General features: G+C 40.4%; 19 protein-coding genes and 1 pseudogene. 10 read left to right on the plus strand and 10 right to left on the minus strand.

Annotated features, from left to right (window positions below; translation table 11 throughout):
- Positions 1–346: 346 nt before the first annotated feature.
- Both IMO47_RS11270 and pnuC read right to left on the minus strand, forming a co-directional pair.
- Positions 347–619 carry a hypothetical protein gene (locus tag IMO47_RS11270; protein WP_196074742.1) on the minus strand — a complete coding sequence of 91 codons (273 nt, stop codon included), beginning with the start codon at positions 617–619 and terminating at the stop codon, positions 347–349.
- A gap of 18 nt (positions 620–637) precedes the next feature.
- Positions 638–1,222: a nicotinamide riboside transporter PnuC gene (pnuC, locus tag IMO47_RS11275; RefSeq protein ID WP_196074743.1), complete on the minus strand. Its 585-nt coding sequence runs from the start codon at positions 1,220–1,222 to the stop codon at positions 638–640.
- Positions 1,223–2,252: 1,030 nt separating this feature from the next.
- Here pnuC and IMO47_RS11280 point away from each other — a divergent pair.
- The 3 genes from IMO47_RS11280 (at position 2,253) to IMO47_RS11290 (ending at position 5,603) form a co-directional block, all read left to right on the plus strand.
- Positions 2,253–2,897, plus strand: coding sequence for a YqiJ family protein (locus IMO47_RS11280; protein ID WP_196074835.1), 645 nt, complete (start codon positions 2,253–2,255; stop codon positions 2,895–2,897).
- Between the two features lie 30 nt (positions 2,898–2,927).
- The gene (locus tag IMO47_RS11285; RefSeq protein WP_196074834.1) at positions 2,928–4,634 is read left to right on the plus strand and encodes a flotillin family protein; all 1,707 of its coding nucleotides are present in this window, start codon (positions 2,928–2,930) and stop codon (positions 4,632–4,634) included.
- 219 nt (positions 4,635–4,853) lie between these two features.
- The gene (locus IMO47_RS11290) at positions 4,854–5,603 is read left to right on the plus strand and encodes a sulfite exporter TauE/SafE family protein (RefSeq protein WP_196074838.1); all 750 of its coding nucleotides are present in this window, start codon (positions 4,854–4,856) and stop codon (positions 5,601–5,603) included.
- A 395-nt stretch (positions 5,604–5,998) separates the two neighbouring features.
- On the opposite strand, the gene IMO47_RS11295 is transcribed toward IMO47_RS11290, so the two are convergent.
- Positions 5,999–7,603 carry a BCCT family transporter gene (locus tag IMO47_RS11295; RefSeq protein WP_196074833.1) on the minus strand — a complete coding sequence of 535 codons (1,605 nt, stop codon included), beginning with the start codon at positions 7,601–7,603 and terminating at the stop codon, positions 5,999–6,001.
- 257 nt (positions 7,604–7,860) lie between these two features.
- On the opposite strand from IMO47_RS11295, the gene betI reads away from it, so the two are divergent.
- From betI to IMO47_RS11315, 4 genes are all read left to right on the plus strand, one after another.
- Entirely contained in the window at positions 7,861–8,484 is a 624-nt protein-coding gene (betI, locus tag IMO47_RS11300; protein WP_196074832.1) for a transcriptional regulator BetI, read from the plus strand.
- Entirely contained in the window at positions 8,477–9,949 is a 1,473-nt protein-coding gene (gene betB / locus IMO47_RS11305) for a betaine-aldehyde dehydrogenase (protein WP_196074831.1), read from the plus strand. The genes betI and betB overlap by 8 nt, the downstream gene beginning before the upstream one ends.
- 90 nt (positions 9,950–10,039) lie before the next feature.
- Positions 10,040–11,737: a choline dehydrogenase gene (betA, locus tag IMO47_RS11310; RefSeq protein WP_196074830.1), complete on the plus strand. Its 1,698-nt coding sequence runs from the start codon at positions 10,040–10,042 to the stop codon at positions 11,735–11,737.
- A 61-nt stretch (positions 11,738–11,798) separates the two neighbouring features.
- Positions 11,799–12,593, plus strand: coding sequence for a TorF family putative porin (locus IMO47_RS11315; RefSeq protein ID WP_196074829.1), 795 nt, complete (start codon positions 11,799–11,801; stop codon positions 12,591–12,593).
- A 791-nt stretch (positions 12,594–13,384) separates the two neighbouring features.
- Here IMO47_RS11315 and IMO47_RS19865 read toward each other — a convergent pair.
- Positions 13,385–13,519: a hypothetical protein gene (locus IMO47_RS19865; protein WP_265092650.1), complete on the minus strand. Its 135-nt coding sequence runs from the start codon at positions 13,517–13,519 to the stop codon at positions 13,385–13,387.
- On the opposite strand from IMO47_RS19865, the gene IMO47_RS11320 reads away from it, so the two are divergent.
- The 3 genes and pseudogenes from IMO47_RS11320 to rluB all read left to right on the plus strand — a co-directional run.
- A complete protein-coding gene (locus tag IMO47_RS11320; RefSeq protein WP_196074828.1) occupies positions 13,507–14,298 on the plus strand; it encodes a segregation/condensation protein A in 792 nt (263 codons plus the stop codon). The two genes, IMO47_RS19865 and IMO47_RS11320, sit on opposite strands and share 13 nt — an antisense overlap.
- Positions 14,295–14,885, plus strand: a complete 591-nt coding sequence (gene scpB, locus IMO47_RS11325) for an SMC-Scp complex subunit ScpB (RefSeq protein ID WP_196074827.1) — start codon at positions 14,295–14,297, stop codon at positions 14,883–14,885. The genes IMO47_RS11320 and scpB overlap by 4 nt, the downstream gene beginning before the upstream one ends.
- 41 nt (positions 14,886–14,926) lie before the next feature.
- A pseudogene (rluB, locus tag IMO47_RS11330) lies at positions 14,927–15,772 on the plus strand (23S rRNA pseudouridine(2605) synthase RluB); the annotation flags it as partial.
- A gap of 419 nt (positions 15,773–16,191) precedes the next feature.
- On the opposite strand, the gene IMO47_RS11335 reads toward rluB, so the two are convergent.
- From IMO47_RS11335 to IMO47_RS11360, 6 genes are all read right to left on the minus strand, one after another.
- The gene (locus IMO47_RS11335) at positions 16,192–17,931 is read right to left on the minus strand and encodes an ABC transporter ATP-binding protein (RefSeq protein ID WP_196074825.1); all 1,740 of its coding nucleotides are present in this window, start codon (positions 17,929–17,931) and stop codon (positions 16,192–16,194) included.
- Between the two features lie 11 nt (positions 17,932–17,942).
- Positions 17,943–19,079, minus strand: coding sequence for an ABC transporter permease (locus IMO47_RS11340; RefSeq protein ID WP_196074824.1), 1,137 nt, complete (start codon positions 19,077–19,079; stop codon positions 17,943–17,945).
- A gap of 8 nt (positions 19,080–19,087) precedes the next feature.
- Positions 19,088–20,026 (minus strand): ABC transporter permease, encoded by a 939-nt coding sequence (locus IMO47_RS11345; RefSeq protein ID WP_196074823.1) that lies wholly within the window; start codon positions 20,024–20,026, stop codon positions 19,088–19,090.
- A 14-nt stretch (positions 20,027–20,040) separates the two neighbouring features.
- Positions 20,041–22,050 (minus strand): M3 family metallopeptidase, encoded by a 2,010-nt coding sequence (locus IMO47_RS11350; RefSeq protein WP_196074822.1) that lies wholly within the window; start codon positions 22,048–22,050, stop codon positions 20,041–20,043.
- 65 nt (positions 22,051–22,115) lie between these two features.
- Complete coding sequence (locus IMO47_RS11355) at positions 22,116–23,921, minus strand: ABC transporter substrate-binding protein (protein ID WP_196074837.1); 1,806 nt, start codon at positions 23,919–23,921, stop codon at positions 22,116–22,118.
- A 21-nt stretch (positions 23,922–23,942) separates the two neighbouring features.
- Entirely contained in the window at positions 23,943–25,733 is a 1,791-nt protein-coding gene (locus IMO47_RS11360; protein WP_196074836.1) for an ABC transporter substrate-binding protein, read from the minus strand.
- Between the last annotated feature and the right edge of the window lie 388 nt (positions 25,734–26,121).

Consider the following 26,121-nt stretch of genomic DNA (forward strand, 5'->3'; position numbering starts at 1 on the left):
GAAAAATGTAAATAAATTTTTAAAAACCATTCATATACAAATTCTTATGCCAAAATTTTATTTTAATAAGATAGAAAAAATTACTGTATTTATTTAAGTTTTTAAAATTTTATTTTTCAATTGTGCAGTTTCTTGGACTTTTGTGATCCTGGCATGGGGATCAAAAACAAAAAAGTATAATGTGTCGAAAACAGCATACTTATGAAAATTGACTTTTAAAAAAGCCCCTCTTTAAAGACTGTTTTTTATTGAAATATAATGATAAATGCCTATCCAATATAATCATATATAGCCCACAAATATGACAATCGCATAAACAAAATAAAAAACCTGCATTATCAATCGGCTATTCGCAAATCGTATAACGAACCTTAATTACATTTTGGACTTCAATCCATAAAAATTGATTTTTATATTCAATTTGAATACAGAAATCTTCTGCACCATCATCAAGACCAGACACAGTCCATGTTGTTCCCTGAGGAAAATCATTGAGCCATTTCGCTTTATAAAAATCGGATACTGAATCAAAATCAAGATACTTATCCGGTCTATCTACAATATTTTGTGCCAGATTTTCGAATTTTTGTTTTTGTACCTGAACAAAGTCAATCAACATACTCGACCTTTATATCAACTAGATATGATTATACAACTGACCCACCTGTTTCTTTTTCACTTGCTCCCATTGCCACCATCCAAATGCAGCCATAGCCACAAATACAGCATATAAACCCGCAGTCAAAAATAAATCTTTGTAAAGGAACATCGCAACGTACACGATATCAACAAATACCCAGAGTACCCAAGTCGCAATGTATTTACGGCTGGTCCAATAGGTTGCCAACAAACTAAATGCTGCCAGTTGCGAGTCTAACATCGGCAAAGCTGCATCAGTAAAATGATGCAGTGACAACCCAAATACAAGCCCACCTAAAGCTGCAATCAACATTTGAATAAACACAGTACGTTTCGCAATTGGTTCAATTCGAATTTCATGATCTTGCTGTTTACCTTTAAACCAGTGATAAAAACCATAAAAATTCACCAGCATAAAAAAGAGCTGTAAAATCGTTTCACCATATAATTTGAAGGTAAAAAACAGATAAGCATAGAGAACAAATGCAAAAAAGTTAAATAACCAGCACCACATATTACGCTTTATCGTTAAACCAACACCAATCACACTAATAATAACGGCAAAAATTTCTAATGCTGACATGATAAAAAGCGCATAAATATAAGAAAGCTTATTATGAAAAAAAACACTACAAATGCAAGAAAAATGACATATCAAGTTTAAAACCAGAGTAGGACATGCACCCAACAATAATGTTTTATAATGACGATGCTTATAGCCGTTTTCTTTTTAAGGTGAATTGAAATCCTTAACAGATCTGAAATAAAGGCCAAAGCAAATTTGAAACATGGTTTTTTTGTTTGTAATATCAATCGCAAATCATAGTTAAAAACAAGTTTTTTGTAAATTTGGTGATTTTTATCAATTCAATTCAACAACACCATATGCTTTTAATTTAAACTAATCAATCATCAACAAATAATGCGACCACCACATACTTGCTTTAGAGAAGTGGGCAAAAATTCAGCTTCAACGGGAAATGATAAATACTTTTAAGATGTTAAAAAATAGCCGAAATCTGATTTTTTCAAAACATATATTTATCATTCGTTAAAATTTAAACAGTATCTTTGAATCGCAGCTTTATATACTATATCTTTAAAATATCTATAAAAAACATAGATTAAATTTGAGTCTTATTCATTGATACTGGTCACATTTTGATCTCATTTACGAGATTTAACACTTGTTTACGTGAATACCAATGAATTAACAGACAGAACCGTCTACTATCATACTTAAGTTATGAATCTTCCCCAAAATTCATAACATTTCTCCTTAACCGAACTGTGAAAGCAGATTCGTTGTTCTACGCAATGATCACCCCAATCATTGCGTATTTTTTTGTCTACAGTTCCGTCTGTTAACTCCAACAGTTATAAGGAATCATTGAACAAAATGCAAGCAATCATTTTCAAGCAACTTTTCCACTATTAAAAATGATAAGATATTGATTTTAATTACAATCAAAAAATATTTAGTTGCAATATTTCGACAAAACCGATAGACTTTATTTATTAATTGAATTAATTGATGATAATTGTAGGATTAGTTCAAATTTAAAATACGATCCACAAAAATTTTTTTAACAATAATTTTGAGCAAAACAATTATGTGGGAATTATTTACACACTCATCCAACTTAATTTTTAGTGTAAGTCTCTGCCTGATGTTGTTGTTGGGATTGGTCGAATGTTTACTTCTTATTATTGGTTCAAGTAGCCAAGGTTTTTTAGACCACTTTGTTCCTGATCAGCTTCTTGAAGTCCATCATCCAGACATTGATCTGCATACAGAACATGGTTTTGTTGTACAACTTTTAGACTGGCTCTATTTAGGACGAATTCCTGTCTTGATATGGTTGATTATTTTTTTAACTGTTTATGCGCTATTTGGCTTTATTGCGCAAACCATTTTTTATCATTTTACAGAACATTATTTTTCTATTTGGGTGATTGCACCAGCCAGTCTTTTTTTATGTATGCCGATCGTCCGGCTATGCGCAGCATTTATCTCCAAAATTTTACCTCAAGATGAAACCACTGCCATTCATAGTGATGAGTTGATTGGTCGTACGGCACAGATTGTTCTAGGCGAAGCCAAACAGAACTACCCTGCTCAAGCCAAAGTCATCGATCAATTTGGACAAACGCATTATATTTTGGTGGAACCTGAATTAGACCAAGTCTTTTCACAAGGTCAATCCGTAATTCTCACCCAGCGAACAAAAGTAGGTTTTAAAGCAATTCTTGATTAATTTTTTAATAACAAACGAAGGCATAATAAAATGTTGAATTCAAATTTATATCAAATACTGGTTTTAGCGGGCATTGTGCTCGCAGCACTGATCATTATTGGCGTGATCATTGCCCGTTTATATAAACGTTCGAGTAAAGAGGTTTCCTTTGTTCGTACTGGTTTTGGTGGTGAAAAGGTCATTTTGAATGGCGGTGCAATTGTACTTCCTGTTTTACATGAAGTGATTCCTGTCAATATGAATACACTACGACTTGAGGTTAAACGTGCGACAGATCAAGCACTGATTACTCGAGATCGCATGCGTGTGGATGTGATGGCGGAATTCTATGTTCGTGTAAAACCTACCGCAGAATCAATTGCTACGGCAGCGCAAACGCTGGGTAAAAAAACCATGTCACCGCAAGAACTAAAAGACTTGGTTGAAGGTAAATTTGTTGATTCTCTACGTGCAGTTGCAGCTGAAATGGCAATGGAAGAGTTACATGAGAAGCGCGTAGACTTTGTTCAAAAAGTTCAACAAGTGGTCTCAGAAGATTTATTTAAAAATGGTTTAGAACTTGAAACTGTTTCTTTGACAGGTTTGGATCAGACCAGTTTTGAATATTTTAATCCACAAAATGCTTTCGATGCTGAAGGTTTAACGAAATTAACCGAAACCATTGAAGACCGTCGTAAAAAACGAAATGACATCGAACAGGACAACGACCTTGCCATCAAAGCCAAAAACTTAGAAGCTGAACAAGCGCGTTTGCAAATCCTTCGCGAAGAAGAATATGCAAAAATGCAACAAGAACGTGAAATTGCCATTCGCAAAGCTGAACAGTCTGCTGAAATCGCGACCCAAGAAGCGGCAAAAAAACGAGAAGCCGAAGAGGCACGTATTGCCGCTGAACGTGAAGTTGAAATCAAACGCATTGCTTCAGCACGCGATGTTGAAAATGAAAATATTCAAAAAGCACAGTTGATCCAAAAAGCACAAGTAGAACAGAAGAAAACGATTGAGCTTGCTGAACAAGACCGTGCCATCGCGATTGCTGAAAAATCACGCGCGGAATCTGAAGCTAAAGCCTTGGCAGATCAAGCACGTGCACAAGCGGTAAAAGCAGAAGAAGAAGTGACAACTGTTCGAGAAACCCAACGTGCTGAACGTTTGAAAGCAGTTGAACTGGTGGCGGCAAAACAGGTTGCTGAAACAGATGCGATTGCTATCACTGTTGCAGCAGAAGCATCAAAACAAGCAGCAGTTGATGATGCAGAAGCTGTACGTATCGCAGCACAAGCTGAAGCAGAAAAAGTTCGCTTGAAAGCCAAAGGTGAAGCTGATGCAAAAATGCTACTTGCAGCCGCTCAAGAGAAACAATATCAAGTGGATGCTGAAGGTACACGTGCAGTGAACGAAGCTAATAATGTTCTTTCAACTGAACAGGTAGAGATGCAAATTCGTCTAGCCTTATTAAAATATCTTCCTGAAATCATTCGTGAAAGTGTTAAACCTATGGAGAATATTGATGATATCAAGATCCTTCAAGTCAATGGCTTAGGTGGTGTTGCAGGTTCGACTGGAACAGTTGAATCCGGTGAACAAAATCAGGTTGCTCTTTCAGATCAGGTCGTCAACAGTGCCCTACGTTATCGCTCACAAGCACCTTTAATTGACAGCTTAATGAACGAGTTAGGTATCAAAGGTGGTGATATCAATGGTTTGACCCAATCATTAAAACCCAACAATGATTAATTGATCAGTACGGTATAACAACACTATTGAGCTCCTGAATTTAGGGGCTCTTTTCTATTGGCTGACATTGAATGCCCAAGGACTGACGATTTAAATCTCAGTCTTGATCTAAATAAATGATGCAATAGCACAGATATTTCTTTTAGAATCGAGTGCTTGATCCCATCTATTTGGTCGAAATACCATGCCTATTTTTCAGCTCGATACTACAATCTAAAAATGACTTGGTTTATTTTTATTCTAGGTGCAATGCTTGCAGGCTTTATACAAGGTTTAACAGGTTTCGCTTTTGCTTTAATTGCGATGTCTTTTTGGGTCTGGGTATTGCCACCGCAACTGGCGGCCCCGTTAGTGGTCTTCGCTTCCTTGTGGAGCCACCTGATTGCACTCGGACGAGAACAAAAACATACCTTTTCTTTTTCTTTGGTGCTGCCCTATCTGATTGCTGGATTAATCGGTGTTCCATTGGGCACCTACCTCTTGCACATGATAGATGGCAACAGTTTTAAAACCTTACTTGGGCTTTTTTTAGTGATTTGGTGTCCAATCATGCTTTTGGCACCTGAATTTCCTCGCATTCAGGCATTCGGAAAACTCGCAGACGGCTGTGTCGGCTTTCTAGGTGGAGTTTTAGGGGGATTGGGTGGTTTTTGTGGTGCGGCACCTTCTGCATGGGTCATGCTTAAAAATCTACCTAAAGCTCAACAGCGCTATATTCTCAGGCACTTTAATTTTGCTATTCAGTTATTTACGATATTGGTCTATTTCTATCAAGGCGCGATTCAAAGTTTACATTTACCTTATTTAGCACTGATTATTGTTACTGTCAGTATCCCAGCAATGATGGGTGCTCAAATGTTTTACAAAATTTCTGAATTACAATTCAAACGTATCGTACTCAGCTTGCTTTTCGCTTCTGGGTGTTTCTTGTTATTCACATCGCTGATCTCATTTGCATCATTCAGATAAGACGCTTTTACAACCTAATGTTTTGAGAAAGGTTTCGATCAATTTACTTACGGACCTCATCTTGCTCAATCCATTTTTTGTTTAAGCACATTCCTGTGCTGCATACGAAGCAGTGCTTTGTTTTGCTCATCTTCCCTTACTCGACATGGCAACATCCATGCCGAGCGCGATATCGATATCAGTTAAAATTGACCGGTAGGAAAAATCAAAGACTATTTTTATTCAGTGAATCCTACTGACTGTTTTAAACTTGATCAAATCTTGGAGGTTTTCGAACTCAAGGTTCAACCCCACTATGTTTAGTCATCAACGCTCCCATTCTGAATATAGGCAGATCATCTATCACAGAATGGGCAGAATTTGATCCAGTAAAATTGGATTCAGGTTTTACTGAATTAGGATTGTTGTGAATTTTGACGCTCTTTTGGAGATACCTTTTGAGACAGGGATATCGCTGCTTGAGGGCTGAAATGATCATTTAACAATGCTTTTCTCAAACCAAACATATAGAGCAAAATAATCACAGAGAATGGCAAACCACAGAGTACAACTGCGCTTTGCATTGAATGAAAACTCCCTGCCAACAACAGACCAATACTGACCAAAGTAATCACCACTGACCAGAAAATTCGTAACCAGATCGGTGAGTCGCTTTCACTACTTCCACCTTTGGTAGATAAATTCGCAATCATCAGTGTCCCTGAACCCACTGGCGTTAAAAATAGGACAAAACAAATCACGACCACAATACCAGCCACATAAGGATTGAAAGGTAAATACTCCAGCAATTTAAATAAGGACAAAGCAGGATCGGTTAATACCATATCACCCAGAACTTTTTGTTTCTGATTCAATATTAAATCAATCGCAGTATTTCCAAAAATTGAAAGCCAAGCCAGAGTAAAACCAAGTGGAATAAGGCATACACCCAATACCACTTCACGAATCGTACGACCTTTTGAAATACGGGCAATAAACATTCCAACAAATGGCGCCCAAGCAATCCACCATGCCCAGTAAAATACCGTCCACGATCCCAACCATCCGCTTGCTTTTTGATTGTATAAATACACGTCAAAGCTTTTCACTACAAAATGATTTAAATAATCACCGATATTTTGCACCAAACCATTTAACAAATGATTGGTTGGTCCAGTTAAAAATACGAAAAGTAATAAAGCATAGAGTAAGCGTAAATTGATCCGTGAAAGCCAGGCCAAGCCTTTTTCAATCCCCACCACAGTAGTGATCGTCGCAACAACCATCATCACCAAAACCACACTGATCAGCGTAACATTGTTATTGGGAATCTCTGGAAGTAAATAACTGATTCCTGAAACAAGCACCAATGCACCAATCCCTAAATTGGTGACTAGAGAAATAACGGTGGCTAAAATACCAAAGCCATCAACACAGTCACCAATCAAACCATAGATTTTTTCACCAAAAATTGGATAAAGTGCCGAGCGTAAGGCCAAGGGTAAATCTAGGCGGAAAGCAAAATAGCCCAAAGTCACACCCAACAAGGCATATAATACCCAGCCATGAATACCCCAATGTAAAAAGCTATACATCATTGCATCACGTGCAGCCTGAATGGTTCCGCCCTCTCCTTCCGGAGGACGAAGAAAGTGATCAACAGGTTCTGCAACACCGTAGTAGAGTAAGGCGATCCCAATACCGGCAGAGAACAACATGGACACCCAAGCCAGATAGCCAAACTCAGGTTTATCATCATCTTTGCCTAATGGAATTTGTCCAACGCGTGAAAAAGCCAGCCATGCAACAAAACCAATACAGCCAACAATGACCAACATATAATACCAACCAAATAATTGATTGGTCTGCTCCTGTACATAGGTCAGCCAAAACTGGCTTTTTTCAGGAAACAAAACAAACAATAACCCAAAAATACCGATACTGACTGCTGAACTTCCAAATACAAATAAATTTAATCGAACATGCTCAGATTCCGATCCATCATGACTTTTTGACACCATGCTCTTGCTCCTTGCAAACGGTGTATTTTCTTAAAAAATAATATGATAGACATTGTCTCGACTTAGCATCTCAACCTCTTAGGAGCTTGAATAAGCCATTTAGATCTTCTATTGTCCATCAAAAAATTGTTGATTTTTGCAGATTATACTTTTTATTGATTGAACGTTCAATCAATAAAAAGTATGATTAAAATGCTATGATGCTCTATATCGAGAAATGTTAGATAAAAACCCTATTGTTGGGTGAATGGATAAACATGACAAAGCGTAGAGTAAAACCAGAGCATGTGCGACGTGAAGAAATTATCAATGCCGCATTTAATGTGATTTATGAAGTGGGATTGTCCAATACAACCATTGCACAAATCGCAAAAAAAGCTGAATTATCAACGGGTATTGTGAGTCACTATTTTGGTGATAAACAAGGATTAATAAATACCTGTATGCAAGAAATGCTCAACGTTTTGCGTCGAAAGACCGACCAATATAAAGCTGAAGCAGATCCGCATCCGGAAAGCCAAATCAAAGCAATTATTGATTCCAACTTTGATATCAGCCAGGTTAACAAACAGGCAATGCGCGTCTGGTTGGACTTTTGGTCCGCAAGTATGCACCTCCCTGAACTGGGGCGCTTGCAACAGATTAATGACCAACGCCTGTATTCAAACTTGAAGTTTCATTTCCTCAAGTTGTTGGACAAAGATCAGGCAAGTATTGCTGCTCGTGGATTGGCAGCTTTGATTGACGGATTATGGTTGCGTGGCAGTTTAAGCAGTCATGATGAATTTGACAGCCAACTGGCACGATCCATTGCTTACGATTATGTAAAAACGCAATTGCAATTTGCGCAGAAACCTTTGCAGGAGAGACAGAATGAGTGATTCACAAGTTCATCAATTGTATATCCATGGTCGCTATGTTGCCGCGACCAGTGGTAAAACATTTAATAGTATTAACCCTGCCAATGGTGAGGTGATTGCAACACTTCAGCAAGCTTCACAACAAGATATTGAAACTGCTGTTCAAAGTGCACAACAGGGTCAAAAAGTTTGGGCAGCCATGACGGCGATGGAACGTTCACGTATTTTACGCCGTGCTGTAGATATTCTCCGTGAGCGTAATAACGAGCTCGCCCACCTGGAAACGCTCGATACAGGTAAAGCCTACAGTGAAACCTCGACTGTGGATATTGTCACTGGAGCTGATGTTCTAGAATATTATGCAGGGCTTGCCACGGCGATACAGGGTGAACAAGTTCCGCTTCGTGATTCCAGCTTTTTTTATACCCGTCGTGAACCACTGGGTGTGGTTGCAGGCATTGGTGCTTGGAACTACCCAATTCAAATTGCACTGTGGAAATCTGCTCCTGCCCTTGCTGCAGGAAATGCCATGATTTTCAAGCCAAGTGAAACTACTCCGCTTACAGCCTTTAAACTTGCAGAGATCTATACCGAAGCAGGTCTTCCAGATGGCGTATTTAACGTTGTACAAGGTGCAGGTCGTGAAATTGGACAATGGCTGACAGAACATCCTGTAATTGAAAAGATTTCATTTACTGGTGGTGTAGAGACAGGCAAGAAAGTCATGGCAAGTGCTGCAAGTTCAACCCTTAAAGAAGTGACAATGGAACTGGGTGGTAAATCACCATTGATCATCTGCAATGATGCTCATCTAGAACGTGCCGCTGACATTGCAGTCATGGCAAACTTCTTTAGTTCAGGACAGGTATGTACCAACGGTACACGCGTATTTGTACCTAAATCTTTACTCGCTGACTTTGAACAAGCAGTTGTTGAACGTGTAAAACGTATTCGGATTGGCGATCCAATGGCAGAACACACCAACTTTGGTCCGCTCACCAGCTTCCCACATATGGAAAAGGTATTGTCTTTCATTGAGTCAGGCAAACAACAAGGTGCAAAACTGCTTATCGGTGGTGGACGTGCAACCGAAGGCGATTTAGCCAAAGGGGCTTATGTATTACCGACTGTTTTTAGCAACTGTCAGGATGATATGCGCATCGTTAAAGAAGAGATTTTTGGTCCTGTGATGAGTATCCTCAGTTATGAAACAGAGGAAGAAGTCATTCGCCGTGCCAATGACACCACATTTGGTCTTGCAGCGGGTGTGGTTACTCAAGATATCAGCCGAGCACACCGCATTATTCACCAAATTGAAGCCGGAATCTGCTGGATCAATACTTGGGGCGAATCTCCTGCGGAAATGCCTGTCGGTGGCTACAAGCAATCAGGTGTAGGTCGCGAAAATGGTTTGACCACACTCGGACATTACACCCGCATCAAATCTATTCAAGTTGAATTAGGCGAGTATCAAAGCATTTTCTAATGCACTCATCTGATAACTTTCAATCCATCCCATGTGCCATGTCATCACTTGATTGCATTGGCACCTTTAAGAAATACAAAAAGGATAATTATGAATACTCAATCCTATGACTACATTATCATTGGCGCAGGATCTGCCGGAAATGTATTGGCTACTCGCTTAACTGAAGACAAAGATGTCACTGTTTTATTATTGGAAGCGGGTGGTCCTGACTATCGTTTAGATTTCCGTACCCAAATGCCTGCTGCCTTGGCATATCCACTACAAGGTCGTCGTTACAATTGGGCATATTTAACCGATCCAGAACCCCATATGAACAATCGCCGTATGGAGTGTGGTCGAGGTAAGGGCTTAGGTGGCTCTTCATTGATCAATGGCATGTGCTACATCCGTGGCAATGCGATGGACTTAGACCAATGGGCAACACACAAGGGTCTTGAAGATTGGACCTATGCAGATTGTTTGCCTTATTACAGAAAAGCTGAAACACGCGATATCGGCGGTAATGACTACCATGGTGCCAATGGTCCAGTTTCTGTGGCTACACCTAAAAATGGCAACAATGTACTGTTCCATGCCATGGTTGAAGCAGGCGTTCAAGCAGGTTACCCCCGTACAGATGATTTAAACGGTTATCAACAAGAAGGCTTTGGTCCTATGGACCGTACCGTGACACCGAAAGGTCGTCGCTCAAGTACAGCCCGTGGTTATTTGGACATGGCAAAAGGTCGATCAAACTTAACCATTGTCACCCATGCAACCACCAATAAAATTCTTTTTAATCAGAAACAAGCCGTCGGTGTCGAATATATTCTGGGTGCGGATCAAACCAACCTAAAACAAGCCCAAGCGAAACGTGAGGTATTATTGTGTGCAGGTGCAATTGCATCACCACAAATCTTGCAGCGTTCGGGGGTCGGTCAAAGTACTTTCCTGAAATCAATGGACATTGCAGTGGTTCATGATTTGCCAGGCGTGGGTGAAAATCTGCAAGACCATTTGGAAATGTATCTACAGTACAAATGCAAGCAGCCCGTTTCTCTCTATCCAGCGTTGAAATGGTACAATCAACCTGCAATTGGTGCTGAATGGCTCTTTAATGGCACAGGCATTGGTGCGAGCAACCAGTTCGAAGCAGGTGGCTTTATCCGTAGCTCAGACGAGTTTGACTGGCCTAATATTCAATATCACTTCTTGCCAGTGGCGATTAACTACAACGGCAGTAATGCTGTTAAAGAACATGGTTTCCAAGCCCATGTGGGTTCAATGCGTTCACCTTCTCGTGGTCGAATCAAACTCAAATCGAAAAATCCATTTGAACATCCAAGTATTTTGTTCAACTACATGTCCACTGAACAAGACTGGCGTGAGTTCAGAGATGCGATCCGCATTACCCGTGAAATCATGCAACAGCCTGCATTGGATGCCTATCGTGGCGATGAAATCAGCCCTGGCAAAAAAGTGCAAACCGATGCTGAGCTCGATGATTTCGTGCGAAACCATGCTGAAACGGCTTACCACCCTTCTTGCAGTTGCAAAATGGGCGAAGATGAAATGGCTGTGGTGGATGGTCAAGGACGGGTTCATGGTTTAGAGGGCTTACGTGTAGTAGACGCTTCAATCATGCCATTGATCATTACTGGAAACTTAAATGCAACCACCATTATGATCGCAGAAAAAATTGCAGACCAAATCCGTGGTCAAAAGTTACCACGATCTGAAGCGGGTTATTACAAGGCAGGAACAGCGCCTGTACGCCAGGCTCCTTTGCGCCAAATTCATTCATAGAAATCTATATTGCGCCAGCTGAGTGACCACTGAGCTGACGCATTAATCAAGGACGGATAAGATGAAAAAGCAATTATTATTTCTCATTTCTTGCAGCATGTACGTTCAAGGCATCTATGCAGACGAATCAAGTACAGTCACGACATCTCCGTATAGTGCAAATCTGACCATAGCGAGCCAATATGTTTCACGTGGTTTCCAACAGACTTGGGGGAAACCCGCTTTACAAGGTGGCTTAGACTACAACCATAGCAATGGCTTTTTTGCCGGAACATGGGCATCCACAGTCAGTGATGATTTTATCCGGGATGCAACTGTAGAATGGGATGTTTACACTGGATATCGACGCAGTTTCGGAGAGCTGACGCTCGGTACAAAAGTCGCGTATTACTATTATCCTGGTGCAAAAACCACAGCAGAAACAGCACATACCCGATTTAACTATGGAGAAATCATTCCTGAAATTAGTTACGGTCCATTCAGCCTGAAATATGCCATCACCTATACACAAGATTATTTTGGCAATAACTCTGACACCTTGGCGACTGGAAACAATCAACACTCTCGTGGTTCTGGATATCTGGATTTGAATTGGTATCAGCCCCTCACCCAAGGTTGGTCTGTAAATGCACACTACGGTCATCAACGTATTCGAAACTTTTCTGATGCTAACTTTCAGGATGCCAGTCTGACCATCAGTAAACAATTGCCTTATCAGATTGCAAGCAGTTTAAGCTATAGCAAAGCATGGGATAAAGATGGTTTTTACCAGAGCTATAGTAATGGCAACCCAAATGCTAAAGTTTCCAATCCGATTGACTCAACAGTGACCTTTGCACTCACAAAAACTTTTTAGTTTTCCCAATCAATGATCAGCGTTAAGTATCAATGCTCTATGAGAGCATTTAAAATCTAAATATTTTTTAATTCACTTCCCTTTTCAGCATGACTCATCCTCATGCTTTTTTTATGAATCTGTAGTGAAACAGCCGGAGGATTCTTACAGGTGATTTCATTTCAAACATTCATATTCAATAAACTTTATATTTTTTATACAGATTGATTGTCAGAAGATGTCATGATTCATTTAGATTGTACTTTTCAGTCATTGCTGGTTTGCGATGATGCAGTGACATGAATGTCACCATGCCGGACAGCACCATATGAGCAAAAACCGAAGCACTGCTGTGTTTGCAGTGCAAAAATGCAGTTCAACAGAAATTGGGGAGCAAAGTTCAGCATCGCCTGCTTAAATCACTTTGAACTTTAAGTTAAAGCATGGCAATAAAAGTTTCATGCCATTCCACAATAGTTTTATCGTATTGAGCTAGAAAAAAATATTTTTTAATGCATAAGTTTTTCTACAGATTGACAATATATGCTTTGCACCCAATCCCAGGATGAAACAGGAGAGTACCTATAGATCATAAATATAAAATAAATCGTTAAATAACAAAATCATATGCACCTATCATTCATTGCAGCTTTCGTGCTGCGCCGCTCTTTATAAATCAATGATCTCACTATATTTTTTAGACTTTTAGATGATTTTATCGACAGTCTGACATATTTTGTGACGTGATATTCCCTATTTATTTTCAGGTTTTTTATCGTTTTTATGATTTAACAATGTATTCCTGCGAACTTTTACTTTAAAATACACCGACTATCTTTTCGTAATTCGTCACCACCTTGCGCCAAAGCAACTGTTTTATGCGTGGTAGCACGAATAAACATGCCTTTGAAAATTCGCGTGGCTAATAATTGTAATGACTCAAGCAACTCATCATCCTATGGAATCCATTTCCAACATCCGTGTATTGGATGAATGGCAAGAAGAAATTCCAGAGGATTTATACATTCCTCCCGCTGCATTCGAAATTCTGCTTGAACATTTCGAAGGACCACTCGACTTTTTAATTTACCTGATTCAAAAAAACGGTTTTGATCTTTTACAACTGGATATCGCTCCAATTGCAACACAATATCTGTCCTATATGGACAATATGATATCGCTGAATATTGAACTCACTGCAGACTACATGGTCATGGCGGCACTGTTAGCGGATTTAAAATCACGGTTGCTGTTACCAAAACCAAAAACAATCCAGATTGAAAAAGATCCAAAACAAGAACTTATTGATCGTTTAGAAACCTATTTACGTATTAAACAAGCCGCCGAACGGTTAGGGCAAATGCCTGTTTTAGATCGAGACACTTTTGCAAGTCATGTTGCGATAGGTGAAATCCCTAAAGTATATGAGGGCTATGACGTCAACATGCTAAAAGATGCCTTGTACTGCATTTTTAACCGTCCCGAACCGATTACCCACAAAATTGAGCAAGAGCCTGTACTGCTTGAAGAACGTATTGCCTATATTGAATATATGACTCAATCAGGTGGGGTGCTCAGTTTCCAAGAATTGCTTAAACCAAACCAAGGTCGTATGGGCATGGTGGTGACATTTATGGCAATCTTAGAACTGACGCGTCAGCAAAAAGTACAAATTATTTCATCTGGTGTCGAAGCTCCTCTTTCCATTCAAGGTGCAAACGCATGACCATAGATCAAAATAATGTATTTAATGTTGATGAATTACATCATGAAGTTCTCATGCAACTTGAAGCGATTATCTTTGCAAGTGACGCCCCTGTTTCTCTAGCACGTTTAAAAGAAGCATTTCAAAATCAATATTCCAAACAACAATTGCAACAGTATTTACAGCAGTTGTCCGTTTTACAACATGGTCGCTCCATTGAGTTGATTGAAACCGCTCAAGGCTATCGTTTTCAGGTCCGTGCAAAGTACCGCAATATGATTGCACAGGTTTGGCCTGATCGACCAACCCGATTATCCCCATCACTGTTGGAAACTGTTGCAGTGATCGCTTATCATCAGCCTGTAACCCGCGCTGATATTGAGCAAATACGAGGAGTGACAAATAATAGTCAAATACTCAGGACTTTATTTGATTGGAACTGGATTAAAGAATCCGGTTACCGTGAGCTCCCGGGAAGACCCGCGTTGTTGATAACGACGCCACAATTTTTAAATGCCTTTGGTCTAGTGTCTTTGGATCAATTGCCTCCCCTACAGGACGCCAAGGAAGCTTTTATGGCTTTGGATGCGCAAGCGCCAAAGTCTTAAATAGGTGCACTGTTGATGATTATTTCTAAGGTTATGCTGTCATGAGTGAAAAATTGCAAAAGGTGCTCGCACGAGTTGGTCTGGGCTCTCGCCGTTATATGGAAGAGGTCATTGCCGCAGGTCGTGTAAGTGTCAACGGGCAGGTTGCTCAAGTGGGTGAACGTATCGAACCAGGTGATGAGCTTCGCATCGATGGTCGTAAGGTTCAGTTCCAAATTGAAGATGAAATCCGTCGTCGCGTATTGATTTACTATAAGCCAGAAGGTGAAATCTGCTCGCGTAATGATCCAGAATCTCGCCCGACCGTGTTTGATCATTTACCGCCAATTGCCAACGATCGCTGGGTCATGGTGGGTCGTTTAGACATTAACTCTACCGGTTTATTGCTTTTCACAAACGATGGTGAGCTTGCCAATCGTTTAATGCATCCCTCAAATGAAATCGAACGTGAATATGCCGTTCGTGTCATGGGAGAAGTCACGCCTCAACTTAAAAACAACATGATCAATGGCGTTGTTTTAGATGATGGTCCAGCTAAATTTGAATCTTTCTCTGAAATTGGTGGTGAAGGGATCAATCGCTGGTACCAAGTCGTTGTGAAAGAAGGTCGTAACCGTGAGGTTCGCCGTATTTTTGAATCACAAGGTTTAAAAGTAAGTCGCTTACTCCGTACACGTTACGGTACTGTGATTTTGCCTCGTGAACTTCGTACAGGTCGTTGGATGGAACTGGATAAAACTGATATTGATAATTTAACCAAAGCGGTTGAATTAAAACCACGTCAAGGTACGGGTCTATTTGGTATGGCAAAACGCCGTACAGAACGTATGCAAGACAAACCTATGGCTGCACGTCGTGGCGGTTTCCTTCGTCAGCAACGTCGTGACAGTGAAGGTGAACAACAATATAGCCATAATGAACAGCGCGACTTTAAAACAGGTTCAAACCAATATGGTCAAAACCGCAGTGAAAACCGTGCTGATCAGCGTAATGAACGTTCTGAAAACCGTTTCAATAAAGTGCGTTCGAGCGGCAACAGCTACAATCACGATCGTGCTGATAATCGTGGGAACAGCTTTAACAGCAACCGTTCTGAAAACCGCTATGGTTCGCAACAAAACCGTAATCGCTCAGATGAGCGTTACAGCAATGATCGTCGAGACTATGCAGACCGTCAAGAACGCAGTGAACAACCTGAAAAGAAAAAACCTTTTGTCGTGACGAAAGGTTTTAAGAAGTTCTAAAACACTCGAATACTTCAATATAAAAAGCCACTCAATCGAGTGGCTTTTTAATTAAACGTGAATCAGGACAGATGTTCAACCGCAGCTTGAGGAATCGCACTCAACAGACGTTTGGTATATTCATGTTTTGGTGACTGATACAATTCATCAGAATTGGCGATTTCGACAATATCACCATGATTCATCACCATGATTTGATCAGATATATATTTCACTATAGACAGATCATGTGAAATGAAAATATAGCTCAATCCAAACTCATCCTGTAAGTCTTGAAGTAGATTTAACACCTGCGCTTGTACTGAAACATCCAATGCGGATACCGACTCATCACAGATCAAAATTTCAGGCTTGAGTGTTAAACAGCGGGCAATCGCAATCCGTTGACGCTGCCCTCCAGAAAACTCATGGGGATAACGATCGAAAGCTTGAACAGGCAAACTGACTTTCTCTAATAACGCTAAGGCAAACTGCTTACGTTCTACATCGTTTGCACCAATGCCATGAATCTGCATCGGTTCCATCAGGATCTGTCCAACGGTAAAGCGTGGATTCAATGAAGCATAAGGGTTTTGGAAAATAATCTGAATTTTACGTTGATATTGGGTAAATTCTTTTTCAGACATTGCCAAAATATCTTTTCCTTGAAATAACGCCTGCCCGCCTGTTGCCTGCTGTAGACGCATGAGCAATAAACCAATTGTAGTTTTGCCTGATCCTGACTCACCGACTAGACCTAAAGTCTTTCCTTTCGCCAATTGAAAAGATGCACCTTTCACCGCTTGATATTCCTCTTTTCCAAAGAATCCTTTACGGCTAAAAAATGACTTTTTTAAGTCCTTAACTTCTAGAATAATTTCTTCACCACCCACCAAGCCACGCGTTCTTTCCAGCATTTTTGTTTCTGCTAAATCACCATCTTCAAGCGAATGTGGTTCTTGCCGCTCAAGAAAATCACTGATGACAGGTAAACGATATGGACGTTGAGACAATGTTGGTCGGCATAACAATAAAGCTTTGGTATACGGATCCTTGGGGTGTTCAAGCACCTCTCTGGCTAAACCTTGCTCACGAATTTCGCCATGACGCATCACAATCACTTGATCTGCAATCTCACTCACCAAAGCCAAATCATGAGTAATAAATAACATCGACATTTGACGGCGTTTGCGCAAAGCCTCTAATAAATCTAAGATTTGCTTTTGGATGGTAACATCTAGTGCTGTGGTCGGTTCATCCGCGATCAGTAATTTAGGTTCACATGCAATCGCCATTGCAATCATAACCCGCTGCTGTTGCCCCCCCGAAAGCTGATTGGGATAAGCATCGATCTTGGTTTCTGGGGATGGGATCCCCACTTCAGTGAGTAACTCGAGCGCACGTTGGCGCGCTTGTTTTCGCCCCATATTTAAGTGAATGCGTAGAATTTCAGCGATTTGATCACCCACAGTAAACACAGGATTAAGCGATGACATCGGTTCCTGAAAAATCATGGCAATATCTTTACCGCAAATCTTACGCATTTGTTTGGTTGTCAGACACAGTAAATCTTGACCTTCAAACATAATTTTACTTTTTTCAGCAATATAAGACTGATCTTTGGGCAAGAGTCCCATTGTTGCCAGAGATGTTACTGACTTACCGCTGCCCGACTCTCCCACCAATGCTACTGTGGTATTGGCAGGAATCTGAAAAGAAATGCTTTTTACAGTTTCAATGAGTTGCTTATTTTCCCCCTTAAAACTCACACTGAGATCTTGAACACTCAGCAGTACAGGAGGTATCACATGTTGTTCTGACATCTATGTACTCCTTATTTTATTTTAGGGTCTAATGCATCGCGTAATGCATCAGTAAACATTGAAAATGCTGTAACCAGTACTGCCATCGCGACTGATGCTGCAACCAATTGCCACCATTTACCGAGTATGAGCTCGCTCTGTGCTTCATTCAGCATACTGCCCCACGACACAACTCCGACAGGAACACCAAAACCCAGAAAACTTAAAATTACTTCGGATTTAATAAACCCAACCACTAAAATTGACATTTGAACCAATGCAATATGACTGACGTTTGGAAAGATATGCACGAACATTCGCCTGAGATGGCTAACCCCAATAGCTTTGGCGGCCAGTACATACTCACGTGAGGTATGTTTCATATATTCAGCACGAATTAAACGAAACACACCTGTCCAACCGGTTAAGCCCAGAATCAAAACGATAGATAAAATCCCTTTCTGCTGTAATACAGCTGCAATCGCCAAGACCAGTAATAAATAGGGAATAGAGGTAAAAATACTGTAGAACCAATTGAGTAGATCATCGACCCATCCACCAAAATAGCCTGCAATCGCACCTAAAAATGTACCAATGACCACAGCCAACAATGCAGAAACCAGCCCAACCACAATTGAAGTTTCAGCGCCTTTAATGGTCTTTAGTAAAACATCCTGTCCCCACTTGTCTGCACCGAAAGGCAAGGTTTTTTTCAATTCACTTTGCTGATCCAGCAAATGTCCACCCAATTGTTGATCAATGGCTTTCATATCCTCGGCAAGTGGATCTTGAACACCATAATAATCCACTGCCCCACCTGCACCCTGTTCAGATGCAATTTGAGCATTCAACGCTTTGATCACGTCTTTTAGAGGATCAGCAGGATTTTCAGGTAAAGCTGCTGTATTTGCTGTCTTTTGGGCAGTATTTTGTAGTGTTTGGTCTGCTCCAATAAAGGTTGGTGGCGCATAACTTTCAGCAACTTCTTTATTCCAGTTTGAGGCAATAACACCGGTCATGGATAAAATGAGAATGATGAAATAACCCAGCAATATCAATAAAGATGCCATGGCAACACGATCGGCTCTTAACCGCCGTATCGCCAAACGCCATAGCCCTGGAGAAGCAGGCTGTTGTGCTTCTACTTTTTTAGATAAAATTCCAAGCATCATCCCACCTACTTCAACTGTACACGTGGATCAACCACTTTATAAATCAAATCAGCGATGAGATTAAAAATCATGGTTGCAGCCGCAACATACACGGTAATGGCTTTAATCACAGGGAAATCACTGCGCTCAACCGCTATAATGATTTCACGCCCGATCCCCGGAATCCCAAAAAAGCGCTCTATCAGGAATGCACCGATTAATAAACCAGGCAGGCTTGCCATCACATCAGTGATAATCGGAATTGAAGCATTACGAAGCACATGGACGCCTAAAATACGCCCTTCTCCTACGCCTTTTGCACGAGCGGTTCTAACATAGTCCTGATTCACTTCATCTAAGACGAAACTGCGGTAAAGCCGTAATGTTGGTGCAATGCTGACCACCAACATAATGAGAATCGGCAATAGGGCATATTCAAATAAATTCTCAGTCAAACTGTCACTCCAGCCTTGTACTGGGAACCAATCTAGCTGATAAGCCAGACTATATTGAAATACGATGATGTAGACCAAAATACTGATCGACATCCCAATGGTACACAACAGCATCACCATTCGATCCGTTAAAGAACCACGGACCGATGCAACAGCCAATGCCAAAATGATTGAAATCACAGTTTGTAAAATCGTCAACGGTATAATGATGGTCAGTGACGGTCCTAGACGGGTCAAAATAATATTTGAAACGGACTCACCTGTACTCCAACTAAAACCATAATCAAAGGTGACAATCTGTTTAATAAAAATCCAAAGTTGGATGTAATAGGGTTGGTCGACACCCAATTGCTGGCGAATGTTTTCAATTTGTTCTGGATTCGCCATTTTCCCCGCAAGAATATATGCAGGATCGCCCCCAACCCAATTGAATAAAAAGAAGATCAGCAACACAACTCCCAACATGGTGGGAATCATCTGCCATATACGACGTATGATGTATGCCAACATAGTTCTAATTCCCTTTAGTTACGTTGTCCCGTAATTTCCTGAAAGAATGCCCTGTTATCCGGTGCTCTGCCCAGGAAATCGACCACCAATTGTTCAGCTTTCTTTTGCCCGCCTTGTGACAGAATTGTTTTACGATAGCGTGCGCCAACTTCAGGATTATTTAAGTTATCGCCAAATGCGGAAAGCATGTCCAAGGCCAAGACTTCAGACCACATATAACCATAATAACCGACCTGATAGCCCCCCATAATATGACCAAACTGACCCGGGAATTCTGTTGTAGGCACATAGCCCAGAGCCGTTTGGGCTTCAAGATTTTTCCAAACATCCATAGGCTGGGTTTTTAATGCATGGGCAGTATGTAATGCCATATCGTATTGCGCATACAAGGTCTGACGTGAATAGAACATGCCACGCCCATAGTTTTTAACCGCTTTGAGTTTTGCAATCAATTCATCATCAATGCGTGGACATGCAGGTTTACAATAATCCGCCAAGGTAGAAAGCGTTTCTTTACGACGTGCCCATTCCTCATACATTTGGGAAGGTGCTTCCACAAAGTCACGCTCTACAGAAGTCCCTGACTGCGAGGCATAACGCGTATTTGAGAGAATGCCATGTAAAGCGTGACCAAACTCATGTACAAATGTTTCCAGTTCATCACTGTTTAAGCCTTTACGGTTAAAGTTGGTGACCAAAGCAGAAATGGGCTTACGCTGGGTCAATGTACTTCCGCCTCTTACTCCCCAAACCGCAGCGTGACCATATTTACCTTCACGTGGAAACTTATCCATATACAGACCACCTAAAAGTTGACCTGTCTGCTTATCGATTACATCGTAGTATTCAACTTCATCTTGCCAAACATCGACTTTGGCAGGCTTAAACTCGATTCCATATAGGTGAGATGAAATGGCAAATAACCAGTCTTGCGACGCTTGGGTTGGAAAATACTCACGCATTTTTTCTTGATCAATTTGATACTTATGCTGACGTAATTTTTCACTCCAGTACGCCTCACTCCAACGGTTAATTTCAGCTTTTTCTACAGGAATATTCAAGGTTTTAGCTTTGAATTCGCGAAGAGCCTGTACTTCTTTTTGTTCCAATGGAGCAACGGTATTGTGTACCTCTTTGAGAAACTTATTTACTGTTTCAGGATTTTGCGCCATGCGATTTTTCAATGCCCAATCGGCATAACTGGCTTTACCAAACAGTTGTGCCAATTCATAACGCAAATCAATGGCTTGTTTAAGCAGGACTAAATTCTTTTCTGTTCCACGGCGTGTATAGGCGATTTGGTAGCGTTTACGGGCATCATCACTGTCTGCCAACTCCATAAAAGGACGATATTCAGGATAATCAAACCCCAATAAATAGTTGCCCTTTTCATTTTTCTTTAAATTGGAGATATAACTTTCGGGTAAACCTTTCAGCTCGGCAGGTGTGAATTCTAATTTTTCTGGATTATCACGAATGTTTCGCGCATATTCTTGTTGAATCTTGGTCAATTCATCCAAAATCACTTTTAAACGGGCTTGTTTTTCCGTCGAGAGCTGAACGCCTGTATCTTCAAAACCATCCAAAATATCTTGGCGATATTTACTGTCAATCTCGTTCGTGGCTTTGGTTTTTTTTATCTGCTGATATAGTTTGGCATCTTGATAGACTTCCGTCTGGAATTGGCTAATTTTAACCTCACAATCCTCAGCAGCTTTGCGTAATGCTGCATCCGGATCAACATTGCTCATCAGATTGATCGGTCCATAAAAATCTTCAAACTCAGCAAAAATCTGATCCCATTTTGCCAACACATTTCCGGCTGGTGCATTATTTTTGAGTTTGAGCGTGGCAAATTCAGCAAGTTTGCTTTTTACATTGGCAATTTTCGCATCACACTGTGCTGGAATATCTTTTGCTTGAAACTTTGGTAAAGTACTGCGTTCGGGTTGTGCATATGTCCACTGTCCCCAACTGACCGATAACATACATAAGGCACTCAGCTTAAATATCTTCATTTTCATCTTTTCTCCAATCTTCAATTTATTTTCAAAATTCAATCTGTTTATTTTTCAGCCACCGCTAAACATTACTTTTTCATATCAAAATACATCCATTCTGATGGAAGAATGGGATGCTTTTTAAATCCAATCACACGCGGTTGCGCCAAAGCATTTCGGTAACGCGTCGATGCCATTTGTACAGGCATATAGACTTCCAATATTCTTGCCATTTTGCGATAGAGTGCATCACGCTCAGGACCTGGCTTTAACTTTTGAGTTTGTTCATACAGGCGATCATATTCTGGTATTTTCATGCAGGCATTGTTGGTTGCATGAATATTCTTGCTGTAGAACAGTTGCATAAAGTTGTCAGCATCAGGATAGTCGGCAACCCAGGCAGAACCTTTAAACATAGTTTTACATTGCTTTTCAGCTTTTAGACCTTCTGCAAAAGGCAAGGATTTGGTGGTCATTTTGACTTTGATATTGTCTAGGGTTTTTTTCCAAAATTCGGCACTCTGTTGACTGCGTGCACTGCCCCCATAAACGGCTAATTCAATCACCAACGGCTTACCATCAGGCAGGGTTCGCCAACCGTCTGCTCCCACCTTATAGTGATAACGATCGAGAAGTAAATTGGCTGCTTTGACTGAATAAGGAATACTGGTTTTATAATTGGGATCATGTCCCACTACGCCATAAGGGACGGGGAATTGTAATCTTTGTGCATCACCTTTCATTAAAATTTTAATCTGATTGTCTGGTGAATAAGCCATTGCCATGGCACGACGTAAGGCTATTTTCTCCTTACTTAAACCACCGACGATAGGGTTTTGCATATTCCAGTAATAATAATCAATCGAAGGATCGACAATTCGGGAAAGTTGAATGCCTTTTTTCGCCAGTTCAGGCTTGAGCTGACCATCCTGAATCGCTTGAACAGTTAAATCACCATCCAGAACAAACAAGTCCGTTTCATCTTTGCTAAACGACAACCAGCGTGATTGCGCTTCTTCCATCACTTGAATATCAACCACACCGATTTGCGGCATCTTTTTGCCTTTCATCGCATCGACAATTTTCTGGTCTTCGGGCGTAGAAGCCTTGAAATCCCAAACATAGCCGCGATAATCAGGATTTGCTTTTAAAATAATACGTGAGCCAGGAATCCACTTGGTCAAAATATAAGGACCTGTGCCTACCGGATGAGCCATGGCAAAACCCGATTTATCACGATAATGTTCAATTACTTCCCGAGCCACTGCACCTGCGGGCTGATGTGCCAAAAGCATGGGAAAGTTTTGATCAGGCTGTTTTAATTTAATCACCAATGTATAGCGATCTGTTGCCTGAAGCCCTGCAACGGTTTGATCATAATCAAACTTTCCCGTTTTTTTGGCTTGATCAAGAACTTTATCTATCCCCACGATCTTGTCATCCAGCAACCAACTATTGGGTGAATGTAAACTTGGATCTAATAAACGCTTGTAGGAATAGACATAATCTTGTGCGGTTAATTCTCGCGCCTTACCTTTAAACACTGGATCTTTTGCAAAGTAGATGCCTTTTTTAATTTTAAAAGTATAGGTCAACCCATCCGTACTCACATCTGGCAATGCGACAGCAGTACGCGGCACCAATTTGGCAGGCGATGCCAGATAATCATAGGTATATAAGCCTTCAAAAATTGAATTATGCACATGTGCAGAATAAAGATCTTGTGTCCCGGCTGGATCAAACCCCGTTTCAGCAACAGGAAAAACATAACGTAAAATCTTATTTGGATCTGCGGGATTTTTGGCAAAAATGCTCACCGTGCCTGTAAGCATCATACTGCCCAACACTACACTTGATCCAATCTGTTTAAGTTTCCGACTTAAATTATCCTTCATCATTTCCTTCAACTTTATCTGTTATTTTTTGACTGGCTGTACATCAAGATATTGCCAAACGGTGTTCATCATTGGATGTGCTTTATAGCCTTGAACTTGTGGTTGCAATAACCAATTGCGAATTCGAGTGGTATGTATAATCCAAGGGTTATCTGCTTCAATCTGACGACTGATTTTTTCATAAAAAGGCTGTCGTTGTTGTGGCGGTAAGGTTAAGGCTTGCCGATAAAGCGAATCGTAAGCTTTCGATTGATAACAACTTAAATTACCTTTGCCTGAGTTAGGACCGTAAAGCAACTGAGCAAAATTTTCACCTTCTGGAAAGTCAGCAATCCATGCTCCTCCCCAAATCATATGTTTACATTGCATCGCTTCTTTTAAATTATCAGCAAAGTTACTGACTTTGAATTCAACACGCACGCCTATCGCATCCAAATTTTTCTTCCATAATTCAGAATGAATGACTGAACTTGAGCTATTTTCTGTATTGTATTTCAATATCAACGGCTGCCCATTGGGTAAAGTTCGGTATCCATCTTTTGCTTTTTTATAACCAAATCGATCCAGTAATCTGTTCGCCAACAGAGGATTATAAGCCACGCTACTACGATATTGGGCATTATGACCCTGTACCCCATCTGGCACGAGCATTTCAGCTCGCACAGCTTGCCCCTTATAAAGTTGCTTAATCGCTTCATTTTGGTTATAAGCCAAGGTAATCGCTCGACGCAAGGCAATTTTCTCTAAGCTGTAGCCTCCTACAATTGGATCTTTCATGTTGAACATGGTGTAGGTAATTTCGGGGTCTTTATTGGGAAAGTATTGAATACCTTGTTTTTTTAATTCGGGTTTTAATTGTGTGCCATTGAGTGCTTGTGGAACAGCATTAGAAGTTAATTTATCAAAATCCAATTGCCCTGACTTAAACGCTAGCCATCTGGATTGTTCCTCCTCAATAATACTCACCACAACCTTTCCCACTTGTGGCATTTTTTTGCCTGTCATTTCCTTGACCAACTGATTATCCCAAACTGTTCCAGTAGATTTATAGTTCCAGATAAAACCACGATAGTCAGGGTTTGCCACCAGTTCGATTTTACTACGCGGTACATATTTACTGAGTTGATAGGGTCCAGTACCTACTGGATGTTGTGCTATACGCTCTCCATAAAACTCGACGACTTCTCGTGCTGTCCCACTAAAAGTGACATAAGCCAAAATATAGGGAAAATTATAGTCAGCCTGATTCAGGGTGAATTGCAACGTATATTTATCCAAGGCTTTAAGCCCTGCAATCGGTGCATCATAGTCAAACTTTCCTGTTTTCTTTGCCTGAGCAACAACAGATGCTAAACCCTGGATCTTACCATCAATAAAAGAGTAGGTTGGAGAGTGATTCTTCGGATCACTGATACGCTGTATCGAGTAAATATAATCCTGAGCAGTCAATTCACGCCGTTTGCCTTTAAATGCGGGATCTTCAGTGAAATAAATTCCAGGCTGAATTTTAAAGATATACACCTTGCCCTCTTGCTCTATCTTGGGTAAGGACTGTGCTGTATTGGGTACCAGTACCACCGGTCGAGCCAAATAATCATATTTTAACAAAGGCTCAAATATCGCTTCTGCGATATTGCCACTGTAGTAATTATAGGTTTTGACCATATCAAAACCATCATCGGGCGCTTCAAAAGCCAAATTCAAGATTTTATTGGGTTGCGCAGGAGTTTTCGCCACTACGATTTCCCCACAACCGATTGCATAAGCGCACAACGCAATACGTAAAAGCTTAGATTCCAAATTCATACCTATGTATTTTTATATGAGTAGCAAACTTTGAAAAACGCCTCAGCTCTGAATCAGATCATATGAAACAGAATGCTAACGGTACGACCATCCTGTACATTACCGCTTTGGCACGAAACCAAATATCAAATTAACAATAGTGAAAAACTGTACAAGATAACAGCCCCAAATCGAAAGCGAATTTCATGCCATCCATAATTTTCGTTGTAAATTTTGTTTCTTTTTACCGTAAAAAATTGACAATTATTAAAGATTTATCAACGTTCAATCTCTCAAGATTTGCACGATGAATGATATAAATATTAAATTCGTATAACCTTTATCAGAATGACTTATATTGCACAATTTAAATACACAAGTGTTCCAAAATTGCTCATCTATTTTATCAATCACT

This window comes from Acinetobacter sp. Res13-Abat-PEC15-P4-01 (assembly GCF_015676285.1).
Lineage (GTDB): Bacteria > Pseudomonadota > Gammaproteobacteria > Pseudomonadales > Moraxellaceae > Acinetobacter > Acinetobacter nematophilus.

Coding starts and splice junctions, on each gene's coding strand:
- IMO47_RS11270 (WP_196074742.1), bottom strand. CDS start 619: ATGTTGATTGACTTTGTTCAGGTACAAAAACAAAAATTCGAAAATCTG.
- pnuC (WP_196074743.1), bottom strand. CDS start 1,222: ATGTCAGCATTAGAAATTTTTGCCGTTATTATTAGTGTGATTGGTGTT.
- IMO47_RS11280 (WP_196074835.1), top strand. CDS start 2,253: ATGTGGGAATTATTTACACACTCATCCAACTTAATTTTTAGTGTAAGT.
- IMO47_RS11285 (WP_196074834.1), top strand. CDS start 2,928: ATGTTGAATTCAAATTTATATCAAATACTGGTTTTAGCGGGCATTGTG.
- IMO47_RS11290 (WP_196074838.1), top strand. CDS start 4,854: ATGACTTGGTTTATTTTTATTCTAGGTGCAATGCTTGCAGGCTTTATA.
- IMO47_RS11295 (WP_196074833.1), bottom strand. CDS start 7,603: ATGGTGTCAAAAAGTCATGATGGATCGGAATCTGAGCATGTTCGATTA.
- betI (WP_196074832.1), top strand. CDS start 7,861: ATGACAAAGCGTAGAGTAAAACCAGAGCATGTGCGACGTGAAGAAATT.
- betB (WP_196074831.1), top strand. CDS start 8,477: ATGAGTGATTCACAAGTTCATCAATTGTATATCCATGGTCGCTATGTT.
- betA (WP_196074830.1), top strand. CDS start 10,040: ATGAATACTCAATCCTATGACTACATTATCATTGGCGCAGGATCTGCC.
- IMO47_RS11315 (WP_196074829.1), top strand. CDS start 11,799: ATGAAAAAGCAATTATTATTTCTCATTTCTTGCAGCATGTACGTTCAA.
- IMO47_RS11320 (WP_196074828.1), top strand. CDS start 13,507: ATGACTCAAGCAACTCATCATCCTATGGAATCCATTTCCAACATCCGT.
- scpB (WP_196074827.1), top strand. CDS start 14,295: ATGACCATAGATCAAAATAATGTATTTAATGTTGATGAATTACATCAT.
- IMO47_RS11335 (WP_196074825.1), bottom strand. CDS start 17,931: ATGTCAGAACAACATGTGATACCTCCTGTACTGCTGAGTGTTCAAGAT.
- IMO47_RS11340 (WP_196074824.1), bottom strand. CDS start 19,079: ATGCTTGGAATTTTATCTAAAAAAGTAGAAGCACAACAGCCTGCTTCT.
- IMO47_RS11345 (WP_196074823.1), bottom strand. CDS start 20,026: ATGTTGGCATACATCATACGTCGTATATGGCAGATGATTCCCACCATG.
- IMO47_RS11350 (WP_196074822.1), bottom strand. CDS start 22,050: ATGAAAATGAAGATATTTAAGCTGAGTGCCTTATGTATGTTATCGGTC.
- IMO47_RS11355 (WP_196074837.1), bottom strand. CDS start 23,921: ATGAAGGATAATTTAAGTCGGAAACTTAAACAGATTGGATCAAGTGTA.